The sequence below is a fragment of the Kaistella solincola genome (genome assembly GCF_000812875.1).
Classification (GTDB): Bacteria; Bacteroidota; Bacteroidia; order Flavobacteriales; family Weeksellaceae; genus Kaistella; species Kaistella solincola.
Genome location: NZ_JSYK01000001.1, coordinates 119253 through 140118 on the forward strand (window position 1 = coordinate 119253; position 20866 = coordinate 140118).

A 20866-nucleotide genomic window follows, 5' to 3' on the forward strand; every position below is an offset into this window, starting at 1 on the left:
ACAAAATTAAGTTTCTAAAAAAGAAGCCGCCATTCCGCCGCGAAATTTTACCTGCTAAACACACTATTTTTTTCATTTTTTAATAACTCAGAATCTGGTGAACTTCCGCGTTGAATTTTTTCAACCGTTCTTCGCCAGCCAAATCTTTTAAAGCGATTAAAAAGCTGAACTGCGAAACCACACCACCCTGTTTTTCTATCAATAGCGCTGCCGCTTCTGTAGTGCCGCCGGTTGCTAATAAGTCATCGTGAATTAAAACGCGTTGGCCCGGTTGAAGCTGGCCGGTGCGCATTTCGATTTCGGCAGAGCCGTATTCCAGATCGTATTTTTGTCCGACGAAAGGCGGTGGTAATTTGCCTTTTTTTCGGATTAAAATGAACGGAACGTCTAAAGCAACCGCAATAGCAATTCCGAATAAATAGCCGCGACTTTCGATTCCGCAGACCACATCAATTTTATCACGGCTGAAGGCCGAAAGATCTTTGATGACATCTTTGTAAAGCTGCGGATTCAGGAAAATGGGCGTAATATCTTTGAACTGAATTCCCTCTTTTGGAAAATTCGGGATATTTTCGATGGTTTTTTCTAAATCTTCTACTAACTGCTGATTCATTATTGATTGATTTTATAGCTGGAAATCTTCCATTCTCCATTTGTATTTTTAAGTCCGAAAGTCACCTGGATAGCTGTTGTTTTTCCGTCTTTGTCGGTGATGTCGTACGTGGCGTTTACGCTTGCAGCATTTGGATTCACCGAAGTGGTTGCTATATTTTTTACGTTCACACCTTTAACTCCACCAAAACCGGAAGTTGGATTGGAAAACTGATCGTAAGAACCCCACGCCGGATTATCGGCTGTGGCATAAGCGCCTTTTAAATTTTGAGCGGAAAGATTGTTGAGGAAACGTGAAACCGTAGCTTTTGGATCTCCTGCGGGAATTACAGCTTTGTCAACAGGTGTATCGTCATTAAATCTAATGGAATCGGTTGGTAACTGTGCATCCGGATTTGCTGGATTTAGCGCGGGATCGCCGGGCGGCATACGTAAGGCTTTCGGATTGACATCAATACCGACCTTAGTCATTTTAAACGTCTTTTCCGTGGTTTTGACCGTTACGGTGATGTCAATTTGGTTATTGATGATTTTTTGGGAAGGTAACGAGGAGTATCTTAAGGTAAAACCTTTAAAATTATTGTCCTGCATTAAATTTTTAGCCTGCAAAACCTGCGCGCCACCACTGTAAACCTGCATAACAACTTCCAGCGCTGCGCCGGTAAAATCAACCTTATTTCCTTTATTGTCTAACAGTCTTGGGACAATTTGCAAAGATTGCGGACCTAAAATTTCATCATTACCGAGCGGATTTATGGAAATGCTTAAAGAGTTTGCAGAAACTTCATTCGGATCGGACTCTTTAGCGAGTTCGTTCCCGAAAATGTTCATTTCACCTAAAGACGGTGGTCCGGTGCTGGTCCAGTCGATACCGTTGCTTTTTGCGACTTTATCCGCTAAAGCGAAAATTTCCGGCACTTTCTTGCCATTTATTAGATTTCCTAAGCCTTTCAACTCATTATAAGAACCTTCCGCTTCCACACCGAAAGTTTTAATAATGTATAGAGCTTCGCTAAACTTTACCTGCTGCAACGTGGTTAAACTGGATGCCATATCATTGATGCTGGACTGCAATGTCTTCGTATTGGTTGCATCAACGGTGGTTTTCTTACAGCTTGCAAGCGCGGCAAAAACAAAAATTAGGAGCAAAAAGCGGCTTTTTTTTAAAATTGCCTTTGGCGAAATATCGGTTAAAAAGTTCATTCTCATCGGAGTTGGGTTTGAAACAAATTTATAAAAAAATCCCGACAAAGGCCGGGATTGTATTTGATATGAATATACGCTTAGAACGGATATTCGTAAATTTTTGATTCGTGAACGAATGGATTTCCTTCCGGAATTAATTTGCGTTTAGACAATGCGGTCATCACTGCGAAAACGAATAATCCAAAGCCGAATAGCACTGCACCAAGATTAGTTAACAATCCTGTGATATTTTCCCAGTATGGACCTACGGAGCCCGGCATTACCATATTGTAATACACTAACCAGTGCCCGCAGATAATGATGATCGCCATCGTAGTCATTACGGTATAGTTTCTCTTGATACTGGAACTTACCATTACTGATAAAGGAATTGCAAAGTTTAGAACTAAAATCAACCAGAATGCCCAACCATAATATTCGAATCTACCATAGAAATAGTTTACTTCTTCCGGAATATTGGCGTACCAATACAGCATAAACTGTGCAAACCAGGTATACGTCCATAACATGGTTGAAGCAAACAGGAAAACTCCTAGATCATGTAAGTGATTATCATTAAATTGAGGTAAAAAGCCCTTTTTCTTTAAATAAACACTGATCAATAAAATCGCTGCAATTGAGGAAGCTAATGTACTTACCATCGCATACCAGATATACATTGTAGAATACCAGTGCGGATCAATAGACATTAACCAATCCCAAGCCCACGCTGCGGAAGCGAATCCGAAAAAAGCGATATAACCAACATTCCAGTTGTAGTAAGTTGCGTAGGTCGTCCTGCTTTTGGTTTCATCCACTTTTTTGGATAGACCTTTAAGTTTCCAGGCGAAGAATGAAGCACCAATTACATAAATCAATGTTCTTACGGCATAGAAAGGAATATTTAAAAACGTTTTCTTTTCAAATAAAATAGGATCAAAATGAGCATTGCCTTTTTCTGTCAATTCTGGGTCCATCCAGTGGAAAAGATGTCCTAAATGGAAAACATTCAGCAACATGATGATCACGATGATTGCACCCGCCCATGGAATAAATGAAGCAATAGCCTCCATCACCCGTAAGATGATTATGGACCAACCTGCATGTGAAGCCGTTTGAATCGCATAGAAAAACAAGGCACAACAGCTTAACGCAAAAAGGAAAACTGCTACCGTATGGATTGCTGCTAAAGGTTGGTTGTGGAACTGAAGTTTAGCATGCTCCAAATGCGCTGCATGATCCTGCGGTCCTACTAGCTCGCTGGAGTTAGAAGGTGCATGATTACCGCCAGCATGAACAGCTTCCATCATATGTTCAATTTGTGCATCATCTGCAGCATGGTTCATAAAATAACCTGCGCCAAAAAGCACCAATCCCACAATGATGAATATGATTGAATATAATCTTAATTTCGGTGAAAAACTATACATTTTATTACTCTTTTTATTTTTTAGGACTCGTACTAGATGTTGACGCTGGTGTTGCAGTGTCGCCCGCAGCAGGTGTTGCAGCACCGGCAGAAGGCGCGGCAGAAGCAGTTGCAGGCGTGGCACTTGTACCACCTTTGAAGGCATTCATCACGTAAAGGGAAACTCTCCAACGGTCACCAGGTTTCAGCTGACCCGCATATGATCCCATGGCATTTCTACCATTTGTTAAGACATAGTGCACAGAACCTACGGTAAGTTCCCGGTCTGCATATTTCGGAACACCCAGATACGCACCACTTTCTACGATTGGTCCCTGACCGTCACCAGCTACGCCGTGACAAGCAGCACAGGTTTGATCGTATAAAATTTTGCCCCTTTTGATGTCTTTTTCTTGGTTTGCAGCATCTAACGGTGAAGTTGTTAGCATTTTGGACTCGTCGTAACCCGCATTGTATTCATCTGGAGTCATTGCTTTGTTAGCAGCCTGATCGGCAATACCTTCTTCGTTTTGCGCTACGGTTCCGTTTACAGAACCAAGGCCAGTACCTCCGTTATTTTTTACAAAAGCAGGAATCTGGTTGTCATGATCTGAATAAGCATCTTCAGCCTTCATCAAAGGATCATAGGCAACAGGAAAATACATGTCCGGAAAATAAACCAAAGGCGGATTTGCGTCGCTGCAAGAACTTAAGCTAATTGCGGCGAATCCTAAGATTGCTGTAACTTTAATTATATTCTTTGTCATCTTAAGCATCTTTTACAGTTATTTCTTCAACCCCGGTATCAATCAAAATCTGTTTTACTGCATCTACGTTATCTGTAACAAATTCCATCATAAACTTATCATCGGTTGTACGTGGATCCGGGTTTTGTGGTGGACATCCCGGATACATTTTGTTTCTGAACAAAAAGGTAAGAGACATCATGTGTGCTGCACAGAAAACCATTAATTCAAACATTGGAACCACAAACGCCGGCATATTTTCTCCCCAGGTAAATGAAGGTTTTCCACCAATATTCATTGGCCAGTCATGGTTCATGGTATACCAGGTAACCAAAGTACCAATTGTTAAACCGTATACTGCGTAAAGAAATGCAGCATCAGAGATTCTTGTTTTTCTTAAACCTAAAGCCTTATCCAGCCCGTGTACAGGGAATGGTGTGTAGACTTCTGCAATCGCGATACCTTTATCGTTGAAAGCTTTTACACCTTCCAATAAATCATCGTCGTCGGCATACATGCCGTATATTCTTTTAGTGGTGCTCATCTTCTTCTTCTTTAGCTTTATAAGTTTCACCTGATATCTTCAAGATGGTCTTCAATTCTGCCTGTGCGATTACCGGGAAGGTTCTGGCGTACAACAAGAATAAAACTCCGAAGAAACCAATTGTTCCTAAATAGACGCCGACATCAATAATTGAAGGTTTAAACATGGTCCAGGAACTCGGTAAATAATCTCTGGAAATATTGATGACGATAATGTCAAATCTTTCAAACCACATCCCAATATTGATTACCAAAGCGATAATAAATGTCGCGAAAATGTTTGTTCTGATTTTCTTGAACCAGAATAAAGCTGGAATTACCAAGTTACAGATGATCAATGCCCAGAACGCCCACCAGTAAGGTCCGGTTGCCGCCCCTGGTGAAAGGTAGGTGAAATCCTCATATCTTGATCCGGAATACCATGCGATAAAATATTCAGTAGCATAAGCTACAGTTACCATACCACCTGTTACTATAATTACAATGTTCATAATCTCGATATGATACATGGTAATATAATCTTCTAAGTGTGCTACTTTTCTAGCTACTAATAGAAGCGTCTGTACCATTGCGAAGCCTGAGAAAATTGCTCCCGCAACGAAATATGGCGGATAAATGGTGGAGTGCCAACCTTTAATTACGGACGTAGCAAAGTCAAAGGATACCGTGGTGTGTACCGAGAATACAAGTGGAGTTGCCAATCCTGCCAATACCAAAGATAATTCTTCGAAACGCTGCCAGTGTTTTGCTTTTCCACCCCATCCGAAGGACAGGAAGGTATAAATTCTTTTGGTCCACGGAGTTTTTGCACGGTCTCTGATCATCGCAAAATCCGGAATCAACCCCATAAACCAGAAAACTGTGGATACGGAGAAATAAGTAGAAATTGCAAATACGTCCCAAAGTAGTGGCGAGTTAAAGTTGGTCCAAAGTGAACCGAATTGGTTTGGTAAAGGGAAAACCCAATATCCTACCCAAACTCTACCCATGTGAATTACCGGGAAGATCGCTGCCTGAACTACCGCGAAAATCGTCATCGCTTCCGCAGAACGGTTTACAGACATTCTCCATCTTTGTCTAAATAATAAAAGTACAGCAGAAATAAGTGTTCCTGCGTGACCGATACCTACCCACCATACAAAGTTGGTAATATCCCAGCCCCAGTTATTGGTTCGGTTAAGGCCCCAAGCACCAATACCGGTACCGATGGTGTACGCAATACAACCAAATCCGTAGACGAAAAGGGCTAATGCGATCCAAAAAGAAACCCACCATAACTTCCCTGCTCTTTCTTCTATAGGTCTGGCGATATCTTCTGAGATATCGTGATAAGTCTTGTGACCAATAATTAAAGGTTCCCTTATCGGAGCTTCGTAATGTCCTGACATTTTTTACCTATTTATTATTTAAACATTATTTTCTTTTCTATTTCTCACTTTGGTGTGGTAGAATACATTGGGTTTAGTCCCAATTTCTTCCAGCAAAGTATACTTCCTGTTGGTGCTGAATAATTTGCGAACTTCAGAGTTCTTATCATTCATATCACCAAATGTATAGGCACCAGTCGGACAGGCGTTTGAACAGGCAGTAGAGAACTCACCATCTTTTACAGTTCTGCCTTCTTTTTTAGCTTCAAGAATTACGTTCTGTGTTTTTTGAATACACATTGAACATTTTTCCATTACCCCTCTTGTTCTTACAACAACATCAGGGTTAAGAACCATTCTGCCTAAATCATTGTTTTGATTGAAGTCGAATTTATCATTAAGGTTATAAGTAAACCAATTGAAACGTCTAACTTTATAAGGGCAGTTGTTCGCACAGTATCTTGTACCGATACATCTGTTGTAAGCCATCTGGTTCTGACCTTGCTTACCGTGAGAAGTAGCAGCTACCGGACAAACCGTTTCACATGGTGCGTGGTTACAGTGCTGGCACATCACCGGCTGGAAGATCACATCCGGATTTTCTGCCGGGTGATTAAGTATTCCACTTTCTTTATCCATGAAGTGACCATACATTCCCGGAACATTAAGGTCCGCGGTAATTGCTTCTTCCTGAGAAAGTTTACTGTCTTTGTTGGTATCAACATCAGCAGGAATATCTGTAGTATAGTAACGGTCAATTCTTAACCAGAACATATCACGGGACATTCTTACTTCATCTTTACCAACAACCGGAACGTTGTTTTCTGCCTGACAAGCTACAACGCAGGCGCCACATCCGATACATGAGTTAAGGTCAACTGACAAATTAAAGTGTGGCCCGTCGGTATCATCGAAAGCATCCCAAAGGTCAATTTTACCTGCCGGTAAAGCACCTCCGATGGTATGATATTCCAAAGGTTTGTTCCAACCTAATTTTTCGTCATCGAATTTTACATTTAAGAAAGTATCCAAAGAAACTTCTCTTGCAATTTCGTAACGACCCATTAATGTATTTTGAAGCTGCATGCCTGCAAATTCATGCAGATCGCCGGTTTTTTCAATTTTTACGTTAGAAATAACCAAATTGCTTCCATCGAAAATCGGATAAGCATTTACCCCTGTTTCAGCAACTTTTCCGGAATTCTTTTTACCATAGCCTAAAGCAAGTCCCATAGAACCGTCTGCCTGGCCTGGCTGAATATAAACCGGCACATTTTTCAAGGTTACGCCGTTTGCGGTAAGATTTACTAAAGAGCCGTTCAGCTGCATTCTGCCGTTAAGATCGTTATCGATTCCTAATCTCGCCGCATCTTTTGGAGAAACTGTTAAATAGTTGTCCCAAGTCATTCTGGTGATTGGGTCCGGTAATTCCTGCAACCATGGGTTGTTGGCTTGTGTACCGTCACCTACAGCAGTTTTGGTATATAGCACCAATTCTAAATCAGAAGCTTTAAAACCTCCCAATTCAGTGATTGCCTGTTGTGTATTTCCACCGGAATAGCTTAATGACGCGGTGTTTCCACCAGCAATAATACCGTTATATAACGCTTTATTAAAGGTTGTAGAACCCAATAAAGTTTGAGCGTTCACCTTTAAATAATCATAGTAGTTGTTTGCTTCATTGCCCTTACCATTCATCCACACCAAAAGGGATTCTTCAATCTGTCGTGATTTAAAAATTTTCTGAATGGTAGGCTGCATCAATGTATAAATTCCCGTCTGAGGCGCTAAATCTCCCCAAGACTCTAACCAGTTTGCCACCGGTATTACAGCTTTCGCTGCTTTATACATTTCATTTTTCTTATCGGTAACCGCGATTACATAAGGAACTTTTTCCAGAGATTTTCTGAAATTTTCGCCCTGAATGTTGGAATAAATCGGGTTTACATTGTTCGCGATTAAAACACCAACCTGACCTGCATTTAACCAAGATAAAAACTCTTTGTATCGTGCACCGTCAAATTCTTTTAAGAAACTTGCTTTTCCGGTGAAAGCGGTAGAACCTAATTTTTGGTTAATTAAGTTAGCTAAAACATGAGCCGCTTTAGAACCGTCGGCAAACACAACAGCGTTGCTGCCTTTAGCCTGTAGTTCTTTTACAATTTCACCAGCTTCTTTGCTGATTGCTCCACCGTTCAAACCGTTGTAAACTTCAACTAAAACTTTATTTACTGCACTTGGTTTCAAGCGTATTCTTGTATCAGCATTAGCGCCGGTCAAAGTCATGTTGGACTCCACCTGGATGTGTCTCAACATGTTCGCTCCTGGTTTTCTTGCCGCTGCGTAAGAAGTATCTAAATTTCCACCGTTAAAATCTCCTAAGAAATCTGCCTGGAAAGAAACTACCAGCTGAGTTTTTGAAAGATCGTAAACCGGTAAAGCACGCTGACCGAATACTTCCTGAGCTGCATCCAATGCTGCGCTGTATGGTAAAGCATCATAAGTTACCAGTTCTGCGGTAGGATATTTTGCTTTGAATTCACCAAACAATTTTTTAAATGTCGGTGAAGGGAAAGAATGCGATAAAACAACTATTTTTTTACCAAATCCCTGGGCATCCGTAAGACCTTTAAGAACGAAATCATCTACTTTATCGAAAGTTTCGTCTTTACCGTTAAGTTTTGGCTGTTTTACTTTTTCGTTATCGTATAAAGTAAGGACGGACGCCTGAGTTCTTGCGCGGGTTTTACCTAAATCTCCAGCTAAAGGATTCGGTTCAATTTTAATTGGACGCCCCTCTCTGGTTTTTACTAAAACACTAGCAAAATCAAATCCGTCAAAATAAGTACTTGCATAATAATTTGGGATACCCGGAATAATTTCGTGCGGTTTTACCACATACGGAATTGTTTTAATAACCGGCGCCTCACAAGCTGCTAAAGTTACAGCTGCTGTAGAAAATCCTAAAAGCTTAAGGAAATCTCTACGTGAAGTCCCCGAGTCCGAAGACCGCGACGAACCTAATACCTCGTCCACCGGGATTTCTGTCTGAAATTCCTTCTGAGCCAGTTTCCCGTTCAGCGTAGGATCTTTCAATTCTTGAATACTTCTGAATTGTATTTTATTTGAAGCCATTGATACTTCTAATTTTTGTTATTAATAATGACATTTACCACACTCAAGACCACCAATTGCATCTACGGTAACTTTCGCACCCGAGCCATACTGTTTTTTCAGCTTCTCATGTAGATTTTTGAAATATTCCTGATTATAACCATTTTTCATATCCACTTCGGTAGTTCGGTGACATTCGATACACCAACCCATGGTGAAGTCGTTTGCCATCTGTACCACGTTCATTGTATCAACCTGTCCGTGACATGCTTTACAAACCACATCAATTTTAGCATCAGGATTTTTTTGGTTAAATCCGTTGATAATTGCGGTTTCGCCGGCAACTACGTGCTGTGCGTGATTAAAGTAAACGAAATCCGGCATATTGTGAATTCTCGTCCATTCAACAGGCTGCGTTTTTCCGGTGTATTGTTGTGATGCTGGATCCCAACCGGTAGCCGCATAAATTTTCTGAATTTCACCGTCATAGAAAGCTTTATCTTTTCCTGGCTCCATATATTTACCGTTGTATTCAGCAATATTTCGGTGACAGTTCATACACACGTTCATTGATGGAATTTCCGAAACTTTACCATATTTAGCGGAAGAGTGACAAAGCTGACAGTCAATTTTGTTTTCACCGGCGTGAATTTTGTGCGAGAAATAAATGGGCTGATCCGGTTTATAACCTTTGTATACTCCGATCCACATTAAGCTGTTCCAAATTCCGTAGGCGGCAAAAATTCCCAAAAGAACTACAAGTCCTTTTCCAACGTAATGGTATTTTCTGTAAAGCTCCCCGAAAGAAACCGCTTTATTAGCATTTACACCTACCAGATCATCGTCTTGCTGAAGTTTTACCAGCTGTCGCAGTTTTAGCAACAACCAAAGCAAAAGAGCACCAATAGCTAAAAGCGAAATCAAAATCACTTTAGAGTTCATGGATTCTCTTTTGGAAATCTCAAGAGCGGTTACGGCATCCATCCCGGCAGGAGCACCCGGCGCACCGGCAGCGGTAGCATCAGCAGCTGGCTCTGCAGCAGGAGGATTTGTGGTGTATTCTAAGATGTCATCGATTTCCTGATCACTAAGATTAGGAAACGGCGTCATCTCAACTTTGTTGAATTTTTCATAGACTTCAATGGCATATTTATCGCCCGATTCTCGTAAAGATTTGTTATCTTTAATCCACTTATGAAGCCAATCGGTATCTAAATTTTGCTCCGTTTTGAGTCTCTCTACTACGCCACCTAAAGCAGGACCTACAAGTTGCTTGTCTAAAGCGTGACACGCGGTACATTGCGCTTTGAAAAGCTTTTCACCGTTTTTTGCATCTCCCTGAGCGTAAATAGAAGCACTGGTCGACAGCAATAGACCTATTGCAATAAGACCTCTTTTGTAATGCTTTCTCCAACTAATCATTTATAAAATCTTGGGTTAGTAAATTATATTGAGTTTACTTTCAACTTGGCAAAAATAAGACTTTTAACAGAATCTTAACAGCCGATTACGTATCCATCGGAGGTTTTGGTTTAATTTATAAAGGTTCTAAATAACAAATACTCCTATAATTTTTATTTGTTTTAAATTTGTGCAAAATATATTCGATGAAAAACTATTTTAAGATATTTGCCCTGTTTTCCCTTTTTTCGGTTAATTTCTTTACCGCACAGCAAGTTATAAAAAACGACACCATCAACGGTACGCCACTTACCATTGTGATGGACCAGAACGTCAACGACCTGCTTGCCAATATCGAAGATAAATGTGCCACACCTAGCACTACATTTTCCGGAAATAATGAGGGCAGAACCTCAGAACCGAAAATCGCCGTACCGGAACGCGAACTTACCGATGCCGAAATCTGCCGTAGAAACCCAAGAATTATGGGTTACAAAATTCAGTTGGCGGTGGTAAAAAGTAATGAAGAAGCGCGCGAAGTCGGTATGTTTTTCCGCAGACGTTTCCCGAATATGAAAGTTGAAATCGATGCCTCGCTAAGACCAAACTATAAAGTAATGGCCGGTAGTTATTTTACCAAAAAAAGTGCGGCGGCGGATCTCGCCCGAATCAAACAGCAATTCCCGAGCGCACTGCCGATACAATACCGCGTTTTCTGTGTGGAAGCAAAATAATTTCACAATACACCATATATAATAAGAGCCACTTTTTTTGAAAGTGGCTCTTATTTTTAATTATTAAAAATTACCTGCTTTAACCGCAAATATTTCTATTTTGGAACACGCTGAAAACTGGCTTTAGATAAAAACTAAAAAATTACCTGCTTTAATGGCTAATTTTTTCAATTTAGCACAACACTAAAGTGCATTTATTTAAATCAAAAAAATTACCTGGTAAAAGAGCAAATTTTTCCGTTTTACCAAACTGCTTATTTTTTGCTAAAAGTGCTATTGGATTAAAGCAAAAAAATTAACTGCTTTAACGGCAAATTTTCCTGTTTTAGCAAATCGCTAATTTTATTTGAATCAAAAAAATTCGGTGCTAAAAGACCGAATTTTTCAGTTTTGGCAAATTGCTAAAAACTGCCGGAATTTCAAAACAAAAAATTACCGTCTATTTGGCCTAATTTTTCACCAAAAGACGGAAACCTTCACCGTGAACATTGATGATTTCCAAACCGTCATCGTCTTTCAGCAGTTTTCTCAGCTTCGCAATGTAAACATCCATACTTCTCGCGGTGAAATAATTTTCTTTTTTCCAGATTTTTCTCAAAGCCAGATCGCGCGGCATAAAATCGTTTCGGTGCTGGCAAAGCAATTTCAGCAGTTCGTTCTCTTTTGGCGAAAGTTTGTATTCATTTTCACCTACGCGCAACTGTCTCAACATCGAATCAAAGAAAATATTGCTGATTTTAAACTGTTCCTGCTCATCATTTTCAAGCGTCGCGCTGCGCTGTAAAATCGCTTTTATTTTGTAAAGAAGCAGTTCGGTATCGAAAGGTTTTGTAATATAATCGTCGGCGCCCAGCTGGTAACCTTTCAGAATATCTTCGCGCATATTCCGCGCGGTGAGGAAAATTATGGGAATATTTTTATCAATGCGCTTTACGTCTTCCGCCAAACTGAAACCATCTTTTTTCGGCATCATCACATCGAAAATACAGATATCAAACTCGTTTTCCGTAAATTCTTTCAAGCCCTGTTCACCGTCCGTCGCAAGGGTAACCTCGAAATTATTAATGGATAAATAATCCTTCAAAACCGCACCAAAACTTTGGTCGTCTTCTACTAATAAGATTCTGTTGCTCATAATTTATTTGTTTAATGTTATACGGCTTTCACCTACTTTTTTATTTTTTTTAAACCATCGGTAATTTGATGGTGAATTTGCTTCCAAGACCTTTTTGAGATTCCACCAATACGACGCCTTTATGGAGTTCAATGATTTTCTTCACATAAGATAATCCAAGACCCTGACCTTTTACATTGTGAATATTACCCGTTTCTTCGCGGAAAAATTTCTCGAAAATCCTGGATTTATTGTCGGTTTCCATTCCGATCCCTTTGTCAGCGATTTCAATGATGTACCAGTTTCCTTCATTCCGGGTGCTTACTTTTATTTCCGGTGCTTCGGGCGAATATTTATTGGCGTTATCCAGCAGGTTTACAAGCGCATTAGAAATGTGAAATTCATCAATCTTAAAGACATATTTTTCGGTGTTAAACTCCTGAGTCAGCGTACCATCGCGATTTGCAACGATGAGGCCGAAAGATTCTGTAATCTCTTTTATGAGACTTCGCACGTCGGTTTCCTTTAAAAATAATTTAACCTCATTCCGCTCCAGTTTCGACATATTCAGCACATTTTCCACCTGCTTTTTCATTCGTAGATTTTCCTGCTTAATCAAGCCGGAATAATATTTCACCTTTTCCGGATTCGTTGCAATTTTATCATTTGCCAAAGAATCTGTCGCCACCGAAATGGTTGCCAAAGGCGTTTTAAACTCGTGCGACATATTGTTGATGAAATCGGTTTTCACCTCGGCAATTTTTTTCTGCCGCATCATATAATTAATGGAAATGATATAAATTCCCAAAATGGTAAGCAACGACATGAAAGTTCCGAGCAGCATCGGCAGGTTATTTTTCGCCAAAGAATAATCTTTCCGCGGGAAAACCAGCGCCAGCGTGTAAAGTGGCCGGTCTTTGCTGTCGGTAAAAAGCGGATAAGTATAATTGTTTTTATCTTTTTCCTCCAAAAAAGTCGTATTCACCACTTTTGTCATTTTATTGGTTCGGTCAATAACTGCAAACCCGAATTTTGTGCTTAAACCGCTTAATTTCAGTTCATTGGACAACACCGAATCCAGCGTTTTTACATCAACTCTTTTTTCGATCGGCAAACTCGAGGCGCTTAATTTTACAAACTGGCGCAGCGCATACGTATTATTATTAATGTCTTTGCTCATTTGCGCAGTCAGCGGCTCAGTGGTGTTCGGGGATTTTTTGATCTGAAGAATGCCTTCGTCCGTGTAGAGATTCGTCAGTTTTAAACTGTCACCTTTCTGAGAAATTGGAAAATTTTGGTTTTCAACGATGCTTTTCTGGAAAATTACAGTCTCGCGGTTTCCGGCATCGGAATTTTGCTGAATGTAAGTTTGCGTTGGTTTATTGCTGCTGTCGACAACGCTTTTCCCGAAATTCTTAAAATCCTGATTCAGGTATTTTTCATTTTCAAGCTGTGAAATCTTCAACGCAGAAGATTCCATGGAGGAATAGACTTTATTACTAAAGTCCTGATTCAAAGCGCCATACAATTCCTTCAACCAATAAAGCTGAAGCGTTACAAAGACAATCATGGAAATCGTCATCAGGACAGATATAAACGGAATAAACTTATTGTTCATTAGGAATTTTAAATATGAATTGTTAAAATTAATGATTTTAACACTGTTATAACAAATTTTCAGCCGTTATATTGTGCTTATTTTCTTAAAAATCTTTTTTTTAACTAATTATAGTTAATTCTAAATTTAATAAATCACGCAAAAACGGTCTGCTAAATAATATCTAAATTTGTGAAAACAAGAAAAATGAAAGCAAAAGTCATCTTCAATACCGACGAACAGGCAGCTACCGTGTATATCATGAAAATTTTAAATGCCCAGGCAACCGAAGTTTGGTCGCATTTCACGGAAGCAAATTTGCTGGAAAGCTGGTGGGCGCCTGCGCCGTGGAAAGCAGAAACTGTGGAAATGAATTTTGCACCAAACGGCTTCTGGAAGTATAAAATGACGAATCCTGAAAACCAAACCCAATTTGCCGGATTTAAATTTCATGAAATCAACAGCGGAAGAAGTTTTGATTTTACAGATTTTATGGCCGATGAACACGGAGAAATTAATCCGGAAATTCCCACTTCCAACTGGCTCGTAGGTTTTACAGGCGTTGAAGAAGGCATGAAGCTCACCATCAATATTCATTTCGGTTCCGAAGAGGAGATGCAAACCTTAATGAAACTCGGTTTTGAAGAACGCGTGCTGAAAAGTCTCGAGCAGCTGGAAAATCTTTTGGAAAACCCAGAAAGTTAGTTAGGCGTTTTTAAAAAATTTGCGCAAAAAAGGCCGAAAATTTCTTTTCGGCCCTCTTTAGTTAAAAAGTTCTTCGTCGATGAAATATTGAATGATTGCTTTTTTCATCAGGATTTGCTGCTCGTTCGGTTTCAGTTCCGGAAGCTTATCCACCTCATCGAAATGCGGATAACCATCATCATCGTAATGCGAAAATTTGTAGTACCCAAAAGGCTCCAATAATCTACAAACCGCGATGTGCAAGATGTTCAACTTATCATCTTTCGTATATTTCTGCTGGCCGCTACCCAGTTCCTGCACACCAATCAAAAATAAAATCGTATCGATCTGCGGATGCTTTTCCGTATCAAAAGTTTTTACAAAAAACTCTTCCACCTCTGACCACAATTGGCTTTCTGATTTATTTTCCATCAATTTTATTCTCTAATTTAATTATAAAAGCATATTCCAGCGCATCTTCCCTTAAAGATTCAAATCTGCCGCTGGCGCCGCCGTGACCGGAGCTTAAATCGGTTTTAAAGATAAGCAGATTTTGGTCAGTTTTCAAATCCCGAAGTTTTGCGGTCCATTTTGCGGGTTCCCAATATTGCACCTGAGAATCGTGAAAACCTGTGGTAATGAGCAAATTCGGATAATTTTTCGCTTCGATATTATCGTACGGAGAATACGATTTCATATAATCGTAATATTTTTTCTTTTTCGGATTTCCCCATTCATCAAATTCACCCGTTGTCAGCGGAATAGTTTCGTCCAACATCGTGGTAACAACGTCAACGAAAGGAACCTGCGCCACAATTCCGTTGAAAAGTTCCGGTTCATAATTCATCACGGCGCCAACTAAAAGTCCGCCCGCGCTGCCGCCCATCGCGTACAAATGCGCTGAAGAAGTATAATTTTCCTTAATTAAATGTTTCGCCGCATCGATGAAATCGAAAAAAGTGTTCTTTTTGCTCAGCATTTTTCCGTCTTCATACCACTCGCGGCCCAAATATTCGCCGCCACGAATATGCGCGATTGCAAAAATAAAACCGCGGTTTAAAAGCGAAAGCCGCACGTTTGAAAAGCTTGCGTCCACCGTGTGACCGTAACTTCCGTAACCGTAAAGCAATAAAGGTGTTTCCGAAGATTTCGGAGTATCTTTATGAAAAACCAGCGAAATCGGCACTTTTTTTCCGTCGCGCGCTTCCGCCCAGATTCTTTCCGAAATATAATTTTCAGGTGAAAAATCGCCACCTAAAACTTCCTGCTGTTTCAGGAGAATTGTGGTTCTTTCCTTCATGTCATATTCGAAAGTTGAACTTGGCTGCGTCAAAGAAGTGTAGCCATAACGAAGTTTATCGGTATCAAATTCCAGGTTTAAACCGATATAAGCGGTATAAGTAGGATCGGAAAAAGGTAAAAAATGAGCAGAATTGTCGGCAGAATTTATAATTTTCAGCTGCAGCAAACCTTCAGTTCTTTCTTCAAGAACAAGATATTTATTAAAAATCTCAAAACCTTCCAGCAAAACATCTTCGCGGTGCGGAATAACATCTGTCCAAAATTCGATTCCCGGTTGTGCAACTTTTGTTTTTACGAGTTTAAAATTCGTAGCGTCATCAGCATTAGTGATGATATAAAATTCATCTTGATAATGTTCCACCGCATATTCTAGATCGTCAATTCTAGGCTGAATGATTTTCCATTCCGCCAAAACATCGTTCGCCGGAATGAAACGCTGTTCATCAGAAATTGTGCTGGAACTTGCAATGAAAATATATTCCAGCGACTTGGTTTTGTAAACATTAACGTCAAAAGTTTCATCTTTCTCATGAAAAACCAAAACATCCTGCGAAGAATCCGTTCCAAGTTGATGCAAATAAACCTGAAAAGCGCGCAGACTTTCATCTTTCCGGATGTAGAAAACATGTTCGTTGTCGTTTGCCCAAACCGCTTTTCCGGTCGTGTTGGGAATTTGATCCTGTAAAATTTCGCCGGTTTCTAGGTTTTTAAAATTCAGCTCGTAAATTCTGCGTCCCATGTTGTCCGAAGAATAGCTCGCAAGTTTATTATTAGGTGAAACCGCGACGCTGCCAACTTCAAAAAATTTGTGCTTTTCCGCCAGAATATTTACATCGAGAATCAACTCTTCGGGATTTTCTAAAGTCAAATGTTTTCTGGTGAAAAGCGGATGTTCTTTGCCTTCCTCATAACGTACGATGTACCAGTATTCGTTGAAAAAATACGGCAAAGATTCGTCATTTTCGTTGTAACGCGCTTTCATTTCATCAAAAAGTTGTTGCTGAAAATCTTCGGTATCTTTCATCACCGCGTCCGCGTAGGAATTTTCTGCTTTCAGGTACGCCAGAACTTCCGGGTTTTCCCTTTCGTTCAGCCAGAAATACGGATCATTTCTTTTGTCACCGTGCATTTCCAGAACGTGGTCAATTTTCTTTGCTATCGGAACGGAATTTTTTGGCTGCTTTTCGGGCATTTTTTCCTGATTTATATTGCTCATTAATTATAGTCTTTAAATGATAAAAACCGGCTTTACATGGAAAGGCGGTTTTATTTATTTTAAAATTGAAGAAAATTATTTTTCCAAATTTCTAATGTATTTTTCAATCGCCATGGTCATTGATGGCGATTCCTTGCTTGGCGCCATGACATCCACGCGGAAACCGGCATCTATTGCTGCCTGTTCTGTGGTTGCTCCGAAAACCGCAATTTTGGTGTCATTTTGCTTAAAATCCGGAAAATTTTCGCCCAAAGATTTGATGCCCTGACGCGTAAAAAACACAAGCATGTCGTAATCATCGATTTTAATATCGCTTAAATCGCTGCTGACGGTTTTGTACATCGTAGCTTTCACCCACTCCACGCCGGAAGCGTCCATAACCTTCTGAATGTCAGAGCCTAAAATGTCCGAAGCAGGTAAAATATATTTCTCCGAAGGGAATTTTTTGAAAAGTGGTGCCAAATCGCAGAAGTTTTTCTCACCGAAAGAAATTTTTCTTTTTCGGTACACGATATGTTTCTGCAGGTAATTCGCAATCGCTTCAGACTGGCAGATATAGCGCATAGAATCCGGCACAGCGAAACGCATTTCTTCTGCCAAACGGAAAAAGTGGTCGATCGCATTTTTACTGGTAAAAATTACGCCGGTAAAGTGTGATAAGTCAATTTTTTGACCTCGTAGTTCTTTCGCATCTACACCTTCTACATGAATGAACTGTCTAAAATCAATCTTGATTTTTTCCTTTTTTGCCATTTCAAGATAAGGCGACGACTCGTTGGGAGCAGGTTGTGAAACAAGGATAGATTTAATTTTCATCATTAAATTTTGTTAAAAATATAATATTCTCCAAAGCGCAATGACAGGCGCTATTTGGAGCGTGCAAATATACAAAAATTTATAATACCATTTTATAGGCAAGATATATTGAGGAGAGAAGAGGTAAAGGAGCATTTTTAATAAAAAAACACCGAAAAAACCCCAAAAATAATAATTGTAAAGCAGTGATAAATCTGCATTGATGTAAAATTGGTAAATACACGCCACGAGCAAAACCAAAGAAGCTAAGAAATAAAACTTCGAGGCGGTAAACTGAAAATACGGCCATTTTTCCTGACTGCCGGTTCCCGCAAAATACAGATAACCAAGACCGCTTTTAACTGAATAGAACAGAATTAAAACCCAAAGCGTAAAACCAAATTTATTCAGCTCGTAACCGAAAAGATTCATTTCCCGGATTTTTGCCGGCACAATAGGAATGGTTTGCGAAATTAATGTCGCGAAGGACAGCACAAAAACTGCGCTGATAATTAACCAGCTTAAAAAATTATTGGAAGAATCGGCAAATTTTTGCAATATGAAAACCCGCACCGAAGAATCCCGGTGTAAGTAAAGCAACATGAAAGTATAAAGCAAAATGCAGCCTGTGACAATAAAGGCTACCCAATCATTCTGCTGTACGATTCTAACCAAGAAAAACCTTTTTGCAAAAATAAGAATATTAAGGCTAATTCAACCAAAAATTAAGCAGCTGAACCGCGGATTTAGCTAAATTAGAATTTGAAAAAATAACGGCGGAATAGTTTATCTTTGCACATTAATTTTCCGGATGAAGAAACTCGTCATCATACCTACGTATAATGAGATTGAGAATATCGAAAGTATTATCTCTGCCGTGTTCGCGCTGCAGGAGGATTTCCATATTCTGGTGGTCGATGATTCCTCGCCCGACGGCACTGGTGAAGCCGTAAAAAAAATGCAGCTTTTGCACCCAAAAAATCTTTTTCTAAGCATAAGGAAAGTAAAAGACGGTCTTGGGCAAGCTTATATCCACGGTTTTAAATGGGCGCTGGAAAATAATTACGATTACATTTTTGAAATGGATGCCGATTTTTCGCACAATCCTCAGGATTTGAATAAATTATTTTTAGCCTGTCAAACAGCGGACATGAGCATTGGTTCGCGCTATTCCAAAGGGGTGAATGTAGTCAACTGGCCCATGGGAAGAGTGCTGCTTTCTTATTTTGCCTCGAAATATGTTCAGGCTATTCTTGGAATTCCGATTCACGACACCACTGCAGGTTTCGTGTGTTTTTCCCGAAAGGTTTTAGAAAACATCGGTTTGGAAAACATAAAGCTGAAAGGCTACGGTTTCCAGATTGAAATGAAATTCCGTGCGTACCAGAAAGGATTTAAAATTGTTGAAGTTCCAATAATTTTCACCAACCGCGAACTCGGAACCAGCAAAATGAACGGCGGAATCATCCACGAAGCGGTTTTCGGCGTTTTAAATTTAAAATGGAAAGCACTCATCGGGAAGTTATGAAAAAATTTTGGCTGTTATTTCTGGCTTTTTTTGCTTTTTCCTGCGGAAAATTAATTGATCCACCGAAAAATTTAGTGGAGAAAGAAACCATGTCGGAACTCATCGCAGATTTCGCAATGAACGAACAGCTCACTAGCGTTATTCAAAACCTGAACCTCGACAATGCCACGCGGTACACCTTAAAACAGAAAAAAACCACCGGTAAAGCTTTTACCGAAAGTTATAAATATTACACCGCGACCGGCGAAATTGAAGGCATTTTAAATGACGCCCAAAAAATTGTTTTAGAAAAAGACCCCGCCGCAAAAGTTTACATTGAAAAAAGATTAAAAGAAAACCGTAACGTACCCGTATTTGCACGATAGAATGAAGTCCCAATTTTTTACCATAAATAATACCACACCCGGAAAAGCCCGCGCCGGAACCTTATCTACAGACCACGGCGATATCCAAACGCCAATTTTTATGCCCGTAGGAACTATAGCTTCGGTGAAAACCGTTCATCAGAGAGAATTAAAAGATGACATTAAAGCCCAGATTATTTTAGGAAACACCTATCACCTGAATTTGCGTCCGAAAATGGATGTTATGCAGGCTGCAGGCGGACTACATAAATTCATGAACTGGGATTTACCAATTCTTACAGATTCTGGTGGTTATCAGGTTTTCTCTTTGTCAAAATCAAGAAAACTGAACGAAGAAGGCGTAAAATTTAAATCGCATATCGACGGCAGCACTCATTTTATTTCACCAGAGAAATCAATGGAAATCCAGCGCCAGATCGGTGCCGATATTTTTATGGCTTTTGATGAATGTACGCCGTATCCGTGCGATTATAATTTAGCGAAATCTTCGATGGAAATGACGCATCGCTGGCTGAAAAGATGCATCAGCTGGACTGAAGAAAATCCGGAAATTTACGGCCATAAGCAGCGTTTATTTCCAATCGTTCAGGGTTCTACTTATTCTGATTTAAGGAAAGCTTCCGCGGAATTTATTTCAGAACAAAATGCCGAAGGAAACGCAATTGGCGGACTTTCTGTTGGTGAGCCGGAAGATGAAATGTACCGCATTACCAACGAAGTAACCGACGTTTTACCAAAAGAAAAACCACGATATTTAATGGGCGTTGGTACGCCGTGGAATATTTTGGAAAGCATCGGACTGGGAATTGATATGATGGACTGTGTAATGCCTACCAGAAATGCGCGCAACGCCATGCTTTTCACCTGGGGCGGCATCATGAATATGAAAAATGAAAAGTGGAAAGATGATTTTTCTGCTTTGGACGAACTTGGGACGAGCTATGTAGATTCCGAATATTCCAAAGCGTATGTGCGTCACCTTTTTGCTTCGAAAGAATATTTAGGAAAGCAAATTGCTTCGGTACATAATTTAGCTTTCTATCTGGATTTGGTTCGTGTGGCACGTGAGCACATTGTCGCCGGCGATTTCTATGAATGGAAAGATTCAATTATCCCGCAATTAAAAAACCGACTGTAAAAAATTCCGCCCTCAAA

General features: G+C 39.9%; 19 protein-coding genes. 5 read left to right on the top strand and 14 right to left on the bottom strand.

The window, feature by feature from the left end:
* Window positions 1-79: 79 nt before the first annotated feature.
* The 8 genes from OA84_RS00540 to OA84_RS00575 all read right to left on the bottom strand — a co-directional run bounded on the left by OA84_RS00540 (window position 80) and on the right by OA84_RS00575 (window position 10397).
* A complete protein-coding gene (locus OA84_RS00540) occupies window positions 80-613 on the bottom strand; it encodes an adenine phosphoribosyltransferase (RefSeq protein ID WP_039340803.1) in 534 nt (177 codons plus the stop codon).
* The gene (locus tag OA84_RS00545; protein WP_052252050.1) at window positions 613-1815 is read right to left on the bottom strand and encodes a DUF6694 family lipoprotein; all 1203 of its coding nucleotides are present in this window, start codon (window positions 1813-1815) and stop codon (window positions 613-615) included. Before OA84_RS00545 ends, OA84_RS00540 begins: the two co-directional genes overlap by 1 nt.
* Window positions 1816-1895: 80 nt before the next feature.
* On the bottom strand, window positions 1896-3227 hold the full coding sequence (locus OA84_RS00550; RefSeq protein ID WP_039340806.1) for a hypothetical protein: 1332 nt from the start codon (window positions 3225-3227) through the stop codon (window positions 1896-1898).
* A gap of 13 nt (window positions 3228-3240) precedes the next feature.
* Entirely contained in the window at window positions 3241-3981 is a 741-nt protein-coding gene (locus tag OA84_RS00555; protein WP_039340809.1) for a c-type cytochrome, read from the bottom strand.
* Window positions 3974-4495 (bottom strand): DUF3341 domain-containing protein, encoded by a 522-nt coding sequence (locus tag OA84_RS00560; protein WP_039340812.1) that lies wholly within the window; start codon window positions 4493-4495, stop codon window positions 3974-3976. The genes OA84_RS00555 and OA84_RS00560 overlap by 8 nt, the downstream gene beginning before the upstream one ends.
* A complete protein-coding gene (nrfD, locus tag OA84_RS00565) occupies window positions 4482-5882 on the bottom strand; it encodes an NrfD/PsrC family molybdoenzyme membrane anchor subunit (protein ID WP_039340815.1) in 1401 nt (466 codons plus the stop codon). The genes OA84_RS00560 and nrfD overlap by 14 nt, the downstream gene beginning before the upstream one ends.
* A gap of 18 nt (window positions 5883-5900) precedes the next feature.
* Entirely contained in the window at window positions 5901-8996 is a 3096-nt protein-coding gene (locus OA84_RS00570) for a TAT-variant-translocated molybdopterin oxidoreductase (RefSeq protein WP_039340818.1), read from the bottom strand.
* 21 nt (window positions 8997-9017) lie between these two features.
* Window positions 9018-10397, bottom strand: coding sequence for a c-type cytochrome (locus OA84_RS00575; RefSeq protein ID WP_039340821.1), 1380 nt, complete (start codon window positions 10395-10397; stop codon window positions 9018-9020).
* 185 nt (window positions 10398-10582) lie between these two features.
* On the opposite strand from OA84_RS00575, the gene OA84_RS00580 reads away from it, so the two are divergent.
* Window positions 10583-11110, top strand: coding sequence for an SPOR domain-containing protein (locus tag OA84_RS00580; RefSeq protein WP_039340824.1), 528 nt, complete (start codon window positions 10583-10585; stop codon window positions 11108-11110).
* 448 nt (window positions 11111-11558) lie between these two features.
* Here OA84_RS00580 and OA84_RS00585 read toward each other — a convergent pair whose 3' ends face one another.
* Both OA84_RS00585 and OA84_RS00590 read right to left on the bottom strand, forming a co-directional pair.
* Window positions 11559-12245: a response regulator transcription factor gene (locus tag OA84_RS00585; RefSeq protein ID WP_039340827.1), complete on the bottom strand. Its 687-nt coding sequence runs from the start codon at window positions 12243-12245 to the stop codon at window positions 11559-11561.
* A 49-nt stretch (window positions 12246-12294) separates the two neighbouring features.
* Entirely contained in the window at window positions 12295-13842 is a 1548-nt protein-coding gene (locus OA84_RS00590; protein ID WP_039340830.1) for a sensor histidine kinase, read from the bottom strand.
* Window positions 13843-14028: 186 nt separating this feature from the next.
* Between OA84_RS00590 and OA84_RS00595 the strand changes: the two genes are divergently transcribed.
* Window positions 14029-14526 (top strand): SRPBCC family protein, encoded by a 498-nt coding sequence (locus OA84_RS00595; protein WP_039340833.1) that lies wholly within the window; start codon window positions 14029-14031, stop codon window positions 14524-14526.
* A gap of 57 nt (window positions 14527-14583) precedes the next feature.
* Here the strand turns inward: OA84_RS00595 and OA84_RS00600 are convergent, their stop codons facing one another.
* The 4 genes from OA84_RS00600 to OA84_RS00615 all read right to left on the bottom strand — a co-directional run bounded on the left by OA84_RS00600 (window position 14584) and on the right by OA84_RS00615 (window position 18493).
* Entirely contained in the window at window positions 14584-14937 is a 354-nt protein-coding gene (locus tag OA84_RS00600) for a hypothetical protein (protein WP_039340836.1), read from the bottom strand.
* Window positions 14927-16999, bottom strand: coding sequence for a S9 family peptidase (locus tag OA84_RS00605; RefSeq protein WP_039341032.1), 2073 nt, complete (start codon window positions 16997-16999; stop codon window positions 14927-14929). Before OA84_RS00605 ends, OA84_RS00600 begins: the two co-directional genes overlap by 11 nt.
* 99 nt (window positions 17000-17098) lie before the next feature.
* Window positions 17099-17839, bottom strand: coding sequence for a uroporphyrinogen-III synthase (locus tag OA84_RS00610; protein ID WP_039340840.1), 741 nt, complete (start codon window positions 17837-17839; stop codon window positions 17099-17101).
* Between the two features lie 12 nt (window positions 17840-17851).
* The gene (locus tag OA84_RS00615; protein ID WP_052252046.1) at window positions 17852-18493 is read right to left on the bottom strand and encodes a DUF4271 domain-containing protein; all 642 of its coding nucleotides are present in this window, start codon (window positions 18491-18493) and stop codon (window positions 17852-17854) included.
* A 136-nt stretch (window positions 18494-18629) separates the two neighbouring features.
* On the opposite strand from OA84_RS00615, the gene OA84_RS00620 reads away from it, so the two are divergent.
* From OA84_RS00620 to tgt, 3 genes are read left to right on the top strand one after another with little or no spacing between them, the layout of a single operon-like run.
* Window positions 18630-19346 carry a polyprenol monophosphomannose synthase gene (locus tag OA84_RS00620; protein WP_039340845.1) on the top strand — a complete coding sequence of 239 codons (717 nt, stop codon included), beginning with the start codon at window positions 18630-18632 and terminating at the stop codon, window positions 19344-19346.
* Window positions 19343-19711, top strand: a complete 369-nt coding sequence (locus OA84_RS00625; protein WP_052252047.1) for a DUF4296 domain-containing protein — start codon at window positions 19343-19345, stop codon at window positions 19709-19711. The genes OA84_RS00620 and OA84_RS00625 overlap by 4 nt, the downstream gene beginning before the upstream one ends.
* 1 nt (window position 19712) lies before the next feature.
* Entirely contained in the window at window positions 19713-20849 is a 1137-nt protein-coding gene (gene tgt / locus OA84_RS00630) for a tRNA guanosine(34) transglycosylase Tgt (protein WP_039340850.1), read from the top strand.
* Window positions 20850-20866: the final 17 nt, after the last annotated feature.

What these genes read in the sequence shown, in the direction of transcription:
- OA84_RS00540 (WP_039340803.1), bottom strand. Translation starts at nt 613, where the DNA reads ATGAATCAGCAGTTAGTAGAAGATTTAGAAAAAACCATCGAAAATATC.
- OA84_RS00545 (WP_052252050.1), bottom strand. Translation starts at nt 1,815, where the DNA reads ATGAACTTTTTAACCGATATTTCGCCAAAGGCAATTTTAAAAAAAAGC.
- OA84_RS00550 (WP_039340806.1), bottom strand. Translation starts at nt 3,227, where the DNA reads ATGTATAGTTTTTCACCGAAATTAAGATTATATTCAATCATATTCATC.
- OA84_RS00555 (WP_039340809.1), bottom strand. Translation starts at nt 3,981, where the DNA reads ATGCTTAAGATGACAAAGAATATAATTAAAGTTACAGCAATCTTAGGA.
- OA84_RS00560 (WP_039340812.1), bottom strand. Translation starts at nt 4,495, where the DNA reads ATGAGCACCACTAAAAGAATATACGGCATGTATGCCGACGACGATGAT.
- nrfD (WP_039340815.1), bottom strand. Translation starts at nt 5,882, where the DNA reads ATGTCAGGACATTACGAAGCTCCGATAAGGGAACCTTTAATTATTGGT.
- OA84_RS00570 (WP_039340818.1), bottom strand. Translation starts at nt 8,996, where the DNA reads ATGGCTTCAAATAAAATACAATTCAGAAGTATTCAAGAATTGAAAGAT.
- OA84_RS00575 (WP_039340821.1), bottom strand. Translation starts at nt 10,397, where the DNA reads ATGATTAGTTGGAGAAAGCATTACAAAAGAGGTCTTATTGCAATAGGT.
- OA84_RS00580 (WP_039340824.1), top strand. Translation starts at nt 10,583, where the DNA reads ATGAAAAACTATTTTAAGATATTTGCCCTGTTTTCCCTTTTTTCGGTT.
- OA84_RS00585 (WP_039340827.1), bottom strand. Translation starts at nt 12,245, where the DNA reads ATGAGCAACAGAATCTTATTAGTAGAAGACGACCAAAGTTTTGGTGCG.
- OA84_RS00590 (WP_039340830.1), bottom strand. Translation starts at nt 13,842, where the DNA reads ATGAACAATAAGTTTATTCCGTTTATATCTGTCCTGATGACGATTTCC.
- OA84_RS00595 (WP_039340833.1), top strand. Translation starts at nt 14,029, where the DNA reads ATGAAAGCAAAAGTCATCTTCAATACCGACGAACAGGCAGCTACCGTG.
- OA84_RS00600 (WP_039340836.1), bottom strand. Translation starts at nt 14,937, where the DNA reads ATGGAAAATAAATCAGAAAGCCAATTGTGGTCAGAGGTGGAAGAGTTT.
- OA84_RS00605 (WP_039341032.1), bottom strand. Translation starts at nt 16,999, where the DNA reads ATGCCCGAAAAGCAGCCAAAAAATTCCGTTCCGATAGCAAAGAAAATT.
- OA84_RS00610 (WP_039340840.1), bottom strand. Translation starts at nt 17,839, where the DNA reads ATGAAAATTAAATCTATCCTTGTTTCACAACCTGCTCCCAACGAGTCG.
- OA84_RS00620 (WP_039340845.1), top strand. Translation starts at nt 18,630, where the DNA reads ATGAAGAAACTCGTCATCATACCTACGTATAATGAGATTGAGAATATC.
- OA84_RS00625 (WP_052252047.1), top strand. Translation starts at nt 19,343, where the DNA reads ATGAAAAAATTTTGGCTGTTATTTCTGGCTTTTTTTGCTTTTTCCTGC.
- tgt (WP_039340850.1), top strand. Translation starts at nt 19,713, where the DNA reads ATGAAGTCCCAATTTTTTACCATAAATAATACCACACCCGGAAAAGCC.